This window comes from Achromobacter sp. GbtcB20 (assembly GCF_019091095.1).
Taxonomy (GTDB): Bacteria; Pseudomonadota; Gammaproteobacteria; order Burkholderiales; family Burkholderiaceae_B; genus Achromobacter; species Achromobacter mucicolens.
The window spans coordinates 25,422-38,170 of the sequence record NZ_JAGXJZ010000026.1; the positions used below are offsets into that span (position 1 = coordinate 25,422).

Below are 12,749 nucleotides of genomic sequence, written 5' to 3' on the forward strand. Positions count from 1 at the left end.
CCAGGTATATAACGCTCGTCAATTTTGGCCCAGGCCGCATTTATGAAATATCAAGGAATAATCCAGGCCAGCCTGACGGGCTGCCTTCTAGCCGCGGGCAACCGTCGTGACGTCGACGGATTCGGGCGCCAGGGCGGCGCGCAGGAAATCGAGCGCGTCTTCGGGCCGGGCGGCCCCGCACATGAAAATGTCCAGGGCCGCGAAGCGATGCTCGGGCCAGGAATGGATGCTGATGTGGGATTCGCTGAGCAGGATGACGCCGGTGACCCCCGCCCCTGCCCCGAAATGATGGAAATGCGCGCTCAGCACTTGCGCGCCGGCCGCGTGGGCTGCGGCGGTCATCTGGCGTTCCAGCGCCTGCGCGTCGGTCAGCAGACCGGGCGCCACGCCGCGAAAGTCGGCCAGCACGTGGCGGCCGGGTGTTGCGTGGACGGTCACTTGTGGGATCCGCCCGATGACCAACCCGATCCGCCCGAATAGCTGCTGCCCCAGCTGCTGCTACTGCTGCCGCCGGCCAGGCGCGTGCCCGGCGCACTGGCGCTGGTGGTGGCCAGCACGACCACCACCGCGTAGATGGCATACAACAACTTGCCTTTCATCTATTCGTCCTCGCCCATCAGCGTGTCGGCCAGGAGGGCCGGAAGCCAGAGAAACACCATCCCGATCAGCACCGGAATGAAGCGGCCGTCAAAGATGTTGCCGAAGTTCAGGAACAGCATCGCGATCAGCGCGCCCTTGGCCCACTTGCGGTAGCCCCCGGCGGCCTTGCCGGACGACATGCGCATGGCCTTCTGGCGGTTGAGTTCCGGCCGGTCGAACCACTGCGCCAGCTGCGCCGGCGACACCGGCGCCGACGCCGACCAGCCCAATTCCTTGTCGCCCAGTTCTCGGGTCAGCTTCAGCGTGCCGACCTTGTAATCGGTGATCTGCGTGCTGTCGCCCACCTTCACGCGCCAGTTGAAGGCGCCCAGCGCCATTTCCACGCGCGAGGTGTAGTCGTACAGCTTTTTGTATTCGCGGTTGCGCCAGCGCACGCTGGAGGCGTTGTTATGGCTGGGCCAGGTGTCGCAGACCTGCACGCGTTCCCAGCCTTCGTCCGACTCCACCAGCCACACAAACCCCTTGGCGGCGTTGAACAGCAGGTACTCGGTCCAGCTGGACGGTTCTTCGGGGTCGGGATCGGCGCATTTCATAAGGCCGATCAGCGTGTAGTCCACGCCTTCCATCTTGGCGACCGATCCCAGCGGGAGCGTGGCGCGGATCTTCTCGACGCGCCGCGCCTTTTCGATGACCTCGGCGGTGGGACCGGAACAATCGACGGCCGCCGCGCATGACGGGCAAACCACATTCGTGGCCATGGCAGCCACAAACGAGATCGGCGCGCCGCAGTTGGGGCAGTCCAACGCCTTGATCTGGCCGCGAAAGCGCCCCGCCGTTTCCTCGACCTGCTCTGCGGTGCGCAGCGACCCCGCCTGCATGGCGGACAGGTCGAATGCCTTGCCGATGTAGAGCTCGGGCTGCGGGCCGTCGGAATAGTCGAGCGTGAGAAAGGCGTCCAGGCTCCGGTAGTCGGCCACCTTGGCCTGCCAGCCGTCACCCGGCACGAAAGGCAACTCGCCCTGGGCGCCGCCGGCCTGGCTCACGCGCACGTCCGCCGCCACGAAGCGCTGGCCGTCCAGCTTGAATTCGTCGCCGGGAGAAATGCTGTCGAACGCCGGCATTTCCTGTGCGGTCTTGGCCTTGCGCCGCCGCGTGACGGCGTACTGGCCGGATGCGTCCGACAGCCAGCCGTCCGTGCCGTCCTCGAACCACAGGTACCACTCGTTCCAGAAGCCCTCGTCAAAGCGCATCTGGATGCGGCCGATGACGTCAAAGCGCTTGCCGTCGTGCGCGCCCGCCGCGCCCAGGCACAGCGGAGAATAGTCCTCCAGGACCTCCGCCGCCTCGCCGATGCGCTTGACCGACTCGGCATCCTTGAGCAAGGTGCTGCGGCAGGCGCCGCAGACCGCCATGACGGAGGCTGCGGACGTGAACTTGACTGGGGCGCCGCACTGCGGACACAGAACCTGCTGCATGGCGCCTTAACTGGTGAGTTTCTTCAGCACTTCGGCCTTGGCCGAATCGTAATCCGCCGCCGTGATGAGGCCCTTGTCCAGCAGGTCTTTCAATTGCTGCAGGCGCTGGACCGGATCGGCCTGCGCGGGTTGGGCCGGCTGCTGCGCCTGCTGCGTGGCGGGTTGCTGCGGGGGTTGCTGCGGCTGGCCTTGCGCCGCGCCCAGGCCCTGCGCCATCGTCTGGCCAAGCGCCGCGCCCGCGGCCAGGCCCGCGCCGATGCCCGCGATGCCGCCCTCGTTCTGGGCCGCCAGCGGGATCGACGTCGCGGTCTGGTACTGCGTGAATTTGCCCAGGTCGCCAGCCATGCCCATCGAGATCCGGGTGTCCAGCGCCTTTTGCAGTTCTTCGGGCAGCGACACGTTCTCGACCGTGAAGTTGTCCAGCTTGACGCCATAGCGGTCGAACACGGGCGCCAGCTGCTCGGCAATGCTCTGCGACATCAGCCCCTGGTTGCCGGCGATATCCAGGAACGGCACCTTCGAACTGCCCAGGGCGGTCGTCATGGCGGCCACGACCATGTTGCGCAGCTGCGCCTCCAGGTCGTCCACCGTGTACACGTCGCGCGTGCCGCTGATTTCGCGATAGAACTTGCCGGGATCGGAGATCTGGTACGAATACACGCCGAACGCGCGCAGGCGCACCATGCCGAACTCGCTGTCGCGCAGCGTGACCGGCTGGGCCGTGCCCCAGCGCCGGCCCAGTTGCAGGCGCGTGCTGAAGAAGATGACGTCCGACTTGAAGGGCGACTCGAACAGCTTGTCCCAGTTCTTCAGGTAGGTCAGGATCGGCAGCGTCTGCGTCGTCAGCTTGTACATGCCGGGGCCGAACACGTCGGCCACCTTGCCTTCGTTGACGAACACCGCCATCTGCGATTCCCGCACGGTCAGGCTGGCGCCGTACTGGATTTCGAAATCCTGCATCGGATGGCGCCAGGCGAGCACGCCGTCGCGATCCTCGTTCCATTGCAGGATGTCGATGAACTGCTTGCGAATGAATGAACCGAGACTCATGGAAAGTCCTCCTGTCAGATCGGGGATTGCGCGCCGCGCTCAGGTCAGGCAGGCGGCGTTGACGATGCCGGCCGCCAGCGAGATCGCGCCGATCAGGCCGCCCATGGCGATGTTGTTTTCCGCGATGGCGTCGGTCATGCCCTTTATGGCCTTGGACACGACGGCGTACACGACGATCTGCACGATCATCGCCGCCACGCCCCACACCACGAACATGAAGAAGCTGGCGTGGACCGCGATGCTGGAACACAGGGTGAGGCTGAAACCGACCAGCGCGCCGCCATAGGACAGGGCGGCGGCAATGTTGCCCTCGCGGATGAGGTCGAATTCCTTGTAGTGCGTGACGGCGGTGTAGACCGCCGTGAAAACGCCCAGCATGATGAGCGCTGAAACGATGTAGATCAGATAGGTCACCGCCGGATGCATTGCTTCTCCCATTGCCAGCCTCCCAATTGCGCGCAGTATATACGTCGCGTTCGATATACTGCGAACGCATTTTTTGGCTCGGACACCCTATGCGCGACCGCGTTCTCATTCTTTCGGTACTGATCGTCGCGTCCTGCGGCTTGGGCTACGAGCTCATCAGCAGCGCGCTCGCCAGCTATTTGCTTGGGGATTCGATCCTCCAGTTCTCGTCGGTGATCGGCTGCTATCTCTTCGCCATGGGCATCGGTTCGTGGTTGTCAAAATATGTAAGAGACGAAGACGTTCTGAATCGCTTCATCGACGTCGAGCTGCTGGTGGCGCTGCTGGGCGGCGTCTCGGCCGCGGTGCTGTTCCTGGTGTTCGCGTGGCTGTCCGCGCCCTTTCGCGCGGCCCTGTATGTGGGCGTCTTCATCATCGGGTTGATGGTGGGCATGGAAATCCCGCTCGTGATGCGCGTGTTCAACCAGCGCAAGGCGGAATTCCGTGAAATCGTCAGCCGCGTCTTGACCTTTGACTATCTGGGCGCGCTGGCGGTGTCGCTGGTGTTTCCGTTGCTGCTCGCGCCCAAGCTGGGGTTGCTGCGCACCAGCTTTCTCTTTGGCATCCTGAACGCCAGCGTGGCGCTCTGGACCACGTGGCTGTTCCGTGCCGAAGTCAGCCGGCCCGGCGAAAAGGCCGTGCGCGCGGGCGTGGTGATCGGCATCCTGGGGCTGGGGTTCGTCTACTCCGGCAGCATGACCGCCTGGGCCGAAAAAGGCCTGTACGGCGACGACGTGATCCATGCGGAGACCACGCAGTACCAGCGCCTGGCAGTGACGCGCTGGCACGACGACCTGCGCCTGTACATCAACGGCAACCTGCAGTTCTCGTCGCGCGACGAACACCGCTATCACGAATCGCTGGTGCATCCGGGGCTGCAGGCGCTGCCGTGGGCGCGAAACGTGCTGGTGCTGGGCGGCGGCGACGGCCTGGCCGTGCGCGAGATCCTCAAGTACAAACACGTCGAGCACGTCACGCTGGTGGACCTGGACCCGGCCATGACGAACCTGTTTTCGCGTTCCGAGCCGCTGGTCAAGCTGAACGAAGGTTCGCTCAAGGACCCGCGCGTCACCGTCATCAATGACGACGCCGGCCGCTGGCTGGAATCCCACGCGCAGGTGTACGACTTCATCGTGGTGGACTTTCCCGACCCGTCCAACTTCGGCCTGGGCCGGCTGTATTCCGTGCCGGTCTACCACCTGATGGCGCGGCACCTGGCCGAAAACGGCTACATGGTCGTGCAGTCCACCTCGCCCTACTTTGCCCCGCGCTCGTTCTGGAGCGTGGACGCGACGCTCAAGGAAGCCGGCCTGAACACCTGGCCGTATCACACCTACGTGCCGTCGTTCGGCGACTGGGGCTTCATCCTGGCCAGCAAGCGGCGCGACTACGCGCCGCCCGAGAAGATCACGGTGGCCACGCGCTACCTGGACCCCGTCACCGTGCGCGAGCTCTTTCATTTTCCCGCCGACATGCCGGCGCTGGCCATGCCGCCGAACCGCCTGAACGAACAATCGCTCGTGCGCTATTTCGACGAGGACTGGCGCAAGGTCATCCGCTGATGCGCCGGCGCAGCTTCCTTCTGGGCGCTGCCACGGCCGCCGCCGCAGGTTCGGTCGGGTACTGGCGATCGCGCGTCGTTGAGACGACGCCGGACGTGCTCTACCCGGGCATGCAGGCCGGCCACGCGTTGCGCGACAAGGCGGCCCTGCCGCATCCGTCGGGCACCCGGCAGCACCAGGTCGCCATCCTGGGCGCTGGCGTCGCCGGCCTGTCCTGCGCCTGGAAGCTGGCGCGCGAGGGCTTCACCGATTTCGTCGTGGTGCAGGGCCCCGAATTCGCGGGCAATGCCGCGGCAAGCCAGCGCGACAGCCTGGACTACCCAACTGGCGCGCATTACCTGCCCCTGCCGTCGCTGGCTTCGACCCACGTGCGCGAGATGCTGGCCGACTTTGGCATCCTCGAACACGGCGCGGGCGACGCCCGCCCCTACTACGACGAAGCGGTTCTCGTGCATTCGCCGCAGGAAAGACTGCTGCGCAACGGGCGCTGGGAAGAAGGCCTGTTGCCCATGACGGGCGTGCCGGACGCCGACGCCGCGCAGCACCGGCGCTTTCTGGCGCTGATCGATCAACTGCGCACGCAGGTTGGCAACGACGGCCGCAAGGTGTTCTGCATCCCGCTGGAACTGTCCTCGCGCGATCCGGCCTGGCGCGCGCTGGATGGCCTGACGTTCAAGGCGTGGCTGACGCAAGAGGGCTATACCTCGCCCGCGCTGCACTGGTATCTGAACTACTGCTGCCGCGACGACTACGGCGCGCGGCACGACGAAGTGTCGGCGTGGGCAGGCCTGCACTACTTTGCCAGCCGCGACGGCCATGCCGCCAACGCCGGCGAAGGCGCCGTGCTGACGTGGCCGGGCGGGCTGGCCGTGCTGGCCGACCGCATGCGCGACGCCATCACCAAGCAGCTCGGCCACACCGGCTGGCTGCTGCAAGGCACGGCGATGCGCATCGACGAACTGCCCGCCGGCCCGCGCGTCCTGTGCGTGAAGGACTCGCCGGACGGCGCCGCCAGCGCCTATGCCGTGCAGACGCGCCGCACGGTGTGCGCCATGCCGCTTTTCGTCGCGCAGCGCCTGCTGCCCGACCTGCGGGCGTATGGCTACGACCCGGCCGTGCACACCGCGCCGCATGCGGCCTGGATGGTGTCGAACTTCGTCATGGACGGCTACCCGCTCGAAGCCCCCGGCGAGCCCCTGTCGTGGGACAACGTCGTCTACGAAGGCCAAGCGCTGGGTTACGTCGTGTCCACGCACCAGCTGCTGCGCGTGGCGCGCACGCCGCGCAGCGTGTTCACGGCGTATCACGCGCTAAGCGGCCAGACGCCGCAAGCGGCGCGCGACTGGCTGACGCGCGCCAGCCCGCAGGACCTGCGCGACATCGCGGCGGCGGATCTGGTTGCGGCGTACGGCAAGGAATTCTGGCGCAACGCCCGCCAGCTTGAGATCACGGTGCGCGGCCACGCGATGGCCTCGCCGGTCTGCGGCTACCTGTCCAATCCGGGCCTGGCTGCCCTGCGTGCGGTGGACGGACCGGTGCTGTTCGCGCACGCCGACCTGTCAGGGTATTCGGTCTTCGAAGAGGCCTCATGGTGGGGCGTCAAGGCGGCAGGGCGTATCCTGGGCCACCACGAACAAGGATGAAAATCGACATGGGCAATCACGTCATCGTGCTGGGCGCGGGCATCGTCGGCGTCTGCTGCGCGCTGGAACTGCGCCGGCGCGGCATGACGGTCCTGCTCGTCGACCGCCAGGAACCGGGCATGGAAACGTCGCTGGGCAACGCCGGCGTGCTGGCCCGCAGCTCCTTGATGCCCTTCAATCATCCGGGGCTGTGGAAGCAACTGCCGCGCCTCTTGAAGAACGACACGGTCCAGTTCCGCTACCGCTGGCAGTATCTGGCGGCGAACCTGGGCTGGGCGGCGCGCTTTCTGATGAGCGCGCGGCCGGCCGTCTTCCAGGAAACCGCGCGGGCGCTGGACGGCCTGATCCGGCTATCCGCGCCCGAGCACCTGAAGCTGCTGGACCAAAGCGGCGCGCGCCATCGGCTGCGCGACACCGGATGGATCTTCCTGTACCGCTCGGCGCAGGCGTGGCAGGCCGGCGCGCTGGCGCGCCGCACGTTCGCGCAGTATGACGTGCCCACGCAGGAACTGGACCCCGCGGCACTGGCCGAAGCCGAGCCCGCGCTGTCGCCGATCTTTCACCGCGCGTTGTGGATCCAGGGATCGTATTCGGTCGACGATCCGCACGAGGTCGTGGCCGCCTACGCAGATCTCTACCGGCGCGAAGGCGGCCAATTCCGGCGGCTGGACGCCCGCGGCATCCGCCGCGATGGCGCGTCGTGGATCGTGAACGGGGCGACGGCGTCCGAATCCCTGTCGGCCGGCCGGCTCGTGGTGGCGCTGGGTCCGTGGTCCAAGGCGCTCTTGAAGACCACCGGCATCGACCTGCCGATGGCGTTTGAACGCGGCTATCACATGCACTACAGCGGCCGCGACGGCGCGCGCGTGACGCGACCCGTGTACGACACGGGCGGCGGCTACGTGCTGTCGCCGATGGCGCGCGGGCTGCGCCTGTCCACGGGCGTGGAGCTGGACGCCTGCGACGCGCCCGCGCGGCCGGATCAGCTTGCGCTGGCCGAACAGCGCGCGCGCGAGGCCTTTCCGTTAGGCGACCGGCTGGATGCGGCCGCCTGGCTGGGCCGCCGCCCCACCCTGCCCGACAGCCGCCCGATGATCGGCGAGGCGCCGCGTCATCCGGGCCTGTGGCTGGCGCTGGGACACCAGCACATCGGATTCAGCACCGCGCCGGGCACCGCGAAGATTCTGGCCGATCAGATGGTGGATGGCAGCGCCGCGGCGCGCCATCCGGCCTTCCGGCCCGGCCGCTTCATCTAGCGTTTACGCCACCTGTGCCACGTCCCAGCCGTCAAACAGCGCGCCGTACTCGTCGGCCAGGTCATTGAAGGCGTCGCAGCGCCGGAAAAGCTTGTCCTCGGGCAGGATCTCGATCTTGCTCACGCACATCGTCCAGCCGCCGTCTTCGTCATCGGCCTGTTCGAGGCTTTCCAACAGGTACTTGCTGTCGGCGATCTTGCGGAAGATCAGTTCCAGCGCGTGTTCCTGCGAGGCCATGAAGCAATAGCTCCATTTCAAGCGGCCGAACGTATCCCAACCGTTCTGCGCCATCTTGCTGTACATGCCGTCAATCGACGCCTGGCTGACTTCCATCGCTGCTGCTCTGCTTATCGTTTTTCAAGAGGCGGCGATGGTAGCAGAGGTCTGGCCCTGTGCTGGGCAACAGTCCGGGAAAAATCCCGGGCAGAAATTCGGGGCGAACAAAAACGCGGTCCTTGCAGACCGCGCTTTCTTCGCCATCAGCCCAGCAACAGGGCGTCATCCGACAGCTTCTCGCCCCGCACCCGCTCGAACATGGCAAGCAGGTCCGGCACGTCCATGCCGCGGCGTTCGTCGCCGGACACGTCCAGCACCACCTGGCCCTGGTGCAGCATGACCGTGCGGTCGCCGACATCCAGCGCCTGGCGCATGCTGTGCGTGACCATCATGGTGGTGAGCTTGTTTTCGGCCACGATGCGCGCCGTCAGTTGCAGCACGAAGTCCGCGGTACGCGGGTCGAGCGCGGCGGTGTGCTCGTCCAGCAGCAGGATGCGCGACGGTTGCAGCGCCGCCATCAACAGGCTGACCGCCTGACGCTGGCCGCCGGACAACAGGCCGATGCGGTCGGTCAGGCGGTTTTCCAGGCCCAGCCCCAGTGTGGCCAGACGCTCGCGAAAGCCGGCTTTCATCGAGGCCTTCACGGCGCGGCTGTAGCCACGCGATGCGCCGCGCATCTGCGCCAGCGCCATGTTTTCCTCGATGGTCAGGTCTTCGCAGGTGCCCGCCATGGGGTCCTGGAACACGCGGGCCACGCTGCCGGCGCGCGCCCACACGGGCTGGCGCGTCACGTCCACGCCATTGATGTCGATGCGGCCGGAATCGACTGGCAGGTCGCCCGACACGGCGTTCAGGAACGTGGACTTGCCCGCGCCGTTGGAACCGATCACGGTCACGAACTGGCCCGACGGGATTTCCAGCGTCAGGCCGCGCAGCGCGCGGGTCTCGATGGGCGTCCCCGCGTTGAAGGTGATTTTCAGGTCTTTTGCGGACAACATATCAGCGCCCCTTCTTGCCGACCAGGCGGCGCTTGAGCATGGGGATGACCAGGGCGATCGTGACGAGCACCGCGGTAACGAGGTTCAGGTCCTGCGCCTTCAGGCCGATGAAATCGCTATTGAGCGCCAGGGCGATGAAGAAGCGGTAGACGATGGCGCCGATGATGACGGCCAGCGTGGCCAGCACCAGCTTGCGCGACGGCAGGATGCTTTCGCCGACGATGACGGCGGCCAGGCCGATCACGATGGTGCCGATGCCCATCGAGATGTCCGATCCGCCCTGCGTCTGCGCAAACAGCGCGCCGGCCAGCGCGACCAGCGCGTTGGACAGCGCCATGCCGCCCAGGATCATGCGGCCGGTGTTCACGCCTTGCGCGCGGGCCATGCGGCCGTTCGAGCCGGTGGCGCGCACCGCCAGGCCGGTCTGCGTGGCGAAGAACCAGTCCAGCGCCAGCTTGCACAGGATGACGATCACGATCAGGATCAGCGGGCGCGCGACGTAGTCGGAAATCCACGCCGGCTGCAGGATCGTGAAGACGGTGGGTTCGGTGATCAGCGGCACGTTGGGCTTGCCCATGATGCGCAGGTTGATCGAATACAGGGCGATCATCATCAGGATGCTGGCCAAGAGATCCATGATCTTGAGCTTGACGTTCAGCCAGCCCGTGACCAGCCCGGCCGCCGCGCCCGCGATGGTGGCGATGATGGTGGCGGAAAACGGATCGGTGCCCGATGCGATCAGCGTCGCACAGACTGCGCCGCCCAGCGGAAAGCTGCCGTCCACGGTCAGGTCGGGGAAGCGCAGCAGGCGAAAGGAGATGAACACGCCCAAGGCCACCAGGCTGAAGATCAGCCCGATCTCCAGTGCGCCTAACAACGAGAACAATGACATGGGTCAGATCCAATCAAGATAAGAAACGAGCATATTAAAGAAGTGAAACGCGCGATTTCTTGCGTTCACGGGTCAGTTTTACCCGAGCTTTCGCAATAAACGTTTCCCGGCATGGATTTTCTCTCGTTTCCCGCCCACGTGTCTTCCCCGCCGGCGGAGCCAGCGGACGTGCGAGACCTGTCAAGGAAGCAACAACGCCGGGCCGCGAACGTCTTGTGAACGCTGCCGCCCTATGGAACATCGGGTAAGCCAGACACCACGAAAAACGCAAGAAAAACCCCGCGCACGCCGGATAGGCATGGCGGGGCCGATATCGCGCCGTATTATTTCACGACCACCGCGGCCGACTTGATCAGCGCGTCGGACAGGGTCACGCCCTGCTTGGCGGCCGCGCCCGGATTCACGTAGAGCTCAAGCTTGGAGCTGGTTTCAGACGGAATCGCGCCGGGCTTCTCGCCCTTCAGGATGCGCACGACGATCTTGCCGGTCTGGACGCCCAGATCGCGGTAGTTGATGCCCAGGGCGGCAATGCCGCCGCGCTTGACGCTGTCGGTGTCCGACGCGATCAGCGGGATCTTGGCGTCGTTGCCCACCTTGACCAGCGATTCATACGCCGACACGACGTTGTTGTCGGTGTTGGTGTAGATGACGTCGACCTTGCCGATCAGGCTGCGAGCCGCCGAAGCCACGTCCACCGAGCGCGGGGCGGCGGCTTCGACCAGGCTCATGCCGGACTTGGGCAGGATTTCCTGGAGCTTCTTGACGACCACGACCGAGTTGGCCTCGCCCGGGTTGTAGACGATGCCCACGCGCTTGGCGTTGGGCAGGATCTTCTTGATGAGTTCGACTTGCTTGTCCAGGGCCAGCAGATCCGACACGCCGGTCACGTTGGTGCCCGAGGCGTCCATGCTGGACACGAGTTGCGCGGCGACCGGATCGGTCACGGCGGAATACACCACCGGCACGTCCTTGGTGGCGGCCACGACAGCCTGCGCCGACGGCGTGGCGATCGCGACGATGGCGTCCGGGCGGTCGCCGACGAACTTGCGGGCGATCTGGGCGGCGGTGCCGTTGTTGCCCTGCGCGCTTTGATACTGCCACTTCAGGTTCTTGCCCGGCTCGTAGCCGGCTTGCTTGAGGGCGTCCTGCACCCCGTCACGCACGGCGTCCAGCGCCGGATGCTCGACGATGGCGGTCACCGCGACAGACTTTTGCTGCGCGGCGGCCGGCGCGGCGATAGCCATTGCCAGCGCCATCGCGCCAACCGTCAGAAAATGGTGTTTTCCGATCAGCATATGTTTGCTCCTTGAACCCGTGGTATTGCTTGTTGAAGTTGCCGGTGTCTTCATGGCCGCCGCGGGATTTGCCACCCGGGTTTGCCACCCGTTCGGCCAGCCATAAAGCCGTATAGTCTAACGTGCCGCCCACCAAATGGAGTTGGGGGGAATCCCTGTAATGGTGCATCCATAACGGCATGTCCCGCCACGGGGCAGCGGCGTGAATATACTGACCACCGCCGGGCGAACGCCGTTCATCCCGTTCCGCGCGCCCGGCGACGGCATCCCGAGGCCAGCCATGATCAAACGCGCATTGGGCCGATCCGGCCTGCAGGTTCCCCCGCTCACATTCGGCGGCAACGTCTTCGGCTGGACCGTCGACGAGGCCGGCACCTTTTCGCTGCTGGACGCGTTGCTGGACGCCGGCCTGAACTTCATCGACACGGCGGACATGTATTCGCGCTGGGTGCCGGGCAACCAGGGCGGCGAGTCCGAAACCCTGATCGGCAAGTGGCTCAAGCGAACGGGCAAGCGCGATCAGGTCCTGATCGCCACCAAGGTTGGGATGGAAATGGGGCCTGGCCAGAAGGGGCTGTCGCCCGCCTACATCCGGCGCTCGCTGGAGGCGTCGCTGGCGCGCCTGCAGACCGACTACGTGGACCTGTACCAATCCCACCAGGATGACCCGGACACGCCGCTGACCGACACCCTGGGCGAATACGCCAAGCAGATCGAGGCCGGCAAGGTGCGTTCGATCGGCGCGTCCAACTACACGGCGGTGCGGCTGTCCGAAGCGCTGATCGCCAGCGAGCGGCACAGCCTGCCGCGCTATGAAAGCATCCAGCCCGAGTACAACCTGTACACGCGCGAACCCTTCGAATCCGGGCTGCAAAGCCTGGTGAAGACGCAGCAGATGGGCACGATCAACTATTTCGCGCTGGCCAGCGGCTTTCTTAGCGGCAAATACCGCAGCCCCGGCGATGCGGGCAAGAGCGCGCGCGGCAAGAAGATCGTCGAGACCTACCTGAACGACCGCGGCTACCGCATCCTGAAGGCGCTGGACGAGGTGTCCGAGGACGCCGGCTGCACGCCCGCGCAGGCCGCGCTGGCCTGGCAGATCGCGCAGCCCGGTATCACCGCGCCCATTGTCAGCGCCACCTCGCTCGCCCAGCTGGACGAACTGGTCAAGGCCGCCAGCCTGACGCTGACGCACGACCAGCTGGCCCGGCTCAGCCAGGCCAGCGATTGGCGGTAA

13 protein-coding genes are annotated in these 12,749 nt (G+C 66.0%); 4 read left to right on the forward strand and 9 right to left on the reverse strand.

All coding sequences use genetic code 11. The features are described 5' to 3' along the window. Window positions 1-87 precede the first annotated feature (87 nt). The 5 genes from speD to KVT32_RS24620 are packed head-to-tail and all read right to left on the reverse strand — an operon-like array spanning window position 88 to window position 3,551. Window positions 88-438 (reverse strand): adenosylmethionine decarboxylase, encoded by a 351-nt coding sequence (gene speD, locus KVT32_RS24600; RefSeq protein WP_152384923.1) that lies wholly within the window; start codon window positions 436-438, stop codon window positions 88-90. Continuing rightward, a complete protein-coding gene (locus tag KVT32_RS24605) occupies window positions 435-599 on the reverse strand; it encodes a hypothetical protein (RefSeq protein WP_172802197.1) in 165 nt (54 codons plus the stop codon). The genes speD and KVT32_RS24605 overlap by 4 nt, the downstream gene beginning before the upstream one ends. Continuing rightward, complete coding sequence (locus KVT32_RS24610; RefSeq protein WP_152384924.1) at window positions 600-2,075, reverse strand: DUF4178 domain-containing protein; 1,476 nt, start codon at window positions 2,073-2,075, stop codon at window positions 600-602. 6 nt (window positions 2,076-2,081) lie between these two features. Next, entirely contained in the window at window positions 2,082-3,125 is a 1,044-nt protein-coding gene (locus KVT32_RS24615) for an SPFH domain-containing protein (protein WP_056323867.1), read from the reverse strand. 39 nt (window positions 3,126-3,164) lie between these two features. Beyond that, window positions 3,165-3,551 carry a DUF350 domain-containing protein gene (locus tag KVT32_RS24620; protein WP_152385545.1) on the reverse strand — a complete coding sequence of 129 codons (387 nt, stop codon included), beginning with the start codon at window positions 3,549-3,551 and terminating at the stop codon, window positions 3,165-3,167. Between the two features lie 89 nt (window positions 3,552-3,640). On the opposite strand from KVT32_RS24620, the gene KVT32_RS24625 reads away from it, so the two are divergent. From KVT32_RS24625 to KVT32_RS24635, 3 genes are read left to right on the forward strand one after another with little or no spacing between them, the layout of a single operon-like run. Further along, on the forward strand, window positions 3,641-5,152 hold the full coding sequence (locus KVT32_RS24625) for a polyamine aminopropyltransferase (protein WP_056323860.1): 1,512 nt from the start codon (window positions 3,641-3,643) through the stop codon (window positions 5,150-5,152). Further along, window positions 5,152-6,795: an NAD(P)/FAD-dependent oxidoreductase gene (locus tag KVT32_RS24630; protein ID WP_217618963.1), complete on the forward strand. Its 1,644-nt coding sequence runs from the start codon at window positions 5,152-5,154 to the stop codon at window positions 6,793-6,795. Before KVT32_RS24625 ends, KVT32_RS24630 begins: the two co-directional genes overlap by 1 nt. 8 nt (window positions 6,796-6,803) lie before the next feature. Further along, a complete protein-coding gene (locus tag KVT32_RS24635; RefSeq protein ID WP_217618971.1) occupies window positions 6,804-8,051 on the forward strand; it encodes an FAD-binding oxidoreductase in 1,248 nt (415 codons plus the stop codon). A 3-nt stretch (window positions 8,052-8,054) separates the two neighbouring features. Here KVT32_RS24635 and KVT32_RS24640 read toward each other — a convergent pair whose 3' ends face one another. The 4 genes from KVT32_RS24640 to KVT32_RS24655 all read right to left on the reverse strand — a co-directional run bounded on the left by KVT32_RS24640 (window position 8,055) and on the right by KVT32_RS24655 (window position 11,512). Next, entirely contained in the window at window positions 8,055-8,384 is a 330-nt protein-coding gene (locus tag KVT32_RS24640; RefSeq protein WP_217618964.1) for a ribonuclease E inhibitor RraB, read from the reverse strand. Between the two features lie 146 nt (window positions 8,385-8,530). Continuing rightward, window positions 8,531-9,325 carry an ABC transporter ATP-binding protein gene (locus tag KVT32_RS24645; RefSeq protein ID WP_056323852.1) on the reverse strand — a complete coding sequence of 265 codons (795 nt, stop codon included), beginning with the start codon at window positions 9,323-9,325 and terminating at the stop codon, window positions 8,531-8,533. A 1-nt stretch (window position 9,326) separates the two neighbouring features. Continuing rightward, a complete protein-coding gene (locus KVT32_RS24650; protein WP_056323849.1) occupies window positions 9,327-10,217 on the reverse strand; it encodes an ABC transporter permease in 891 nt (296 codons plus the stop codon). 323 nt (window positions 10,218-10,540) lie between these two features. After that, window positions 10,541-11,512, reverse strand: a complete 972-nt coding sequence (locus tag KVT32_RS24655) for an ABC transporter substrate-binding protein (protein WP_056323846.1) — start codon at window positions 11,510-11,512, stop codon at window positions 10,541-10,543. A 280-nt stretch (window positions 11,513-11,792) separates the two neighbouring features. On the opposite strand from KVT32_RS24655, the gene KVT32_RS24660 reads away from it, so the two are divergent. Continuing rightward, on the forward strand, window positions 11,793-12,749 hold the full coding sequence (locus KVT32_RS24660; protein WP_152384928.1) for an aldo/keto reductase: 957 nt from the start codon (window positions 11,793-11,795) through the stop codon (window positions 12,747-12,749).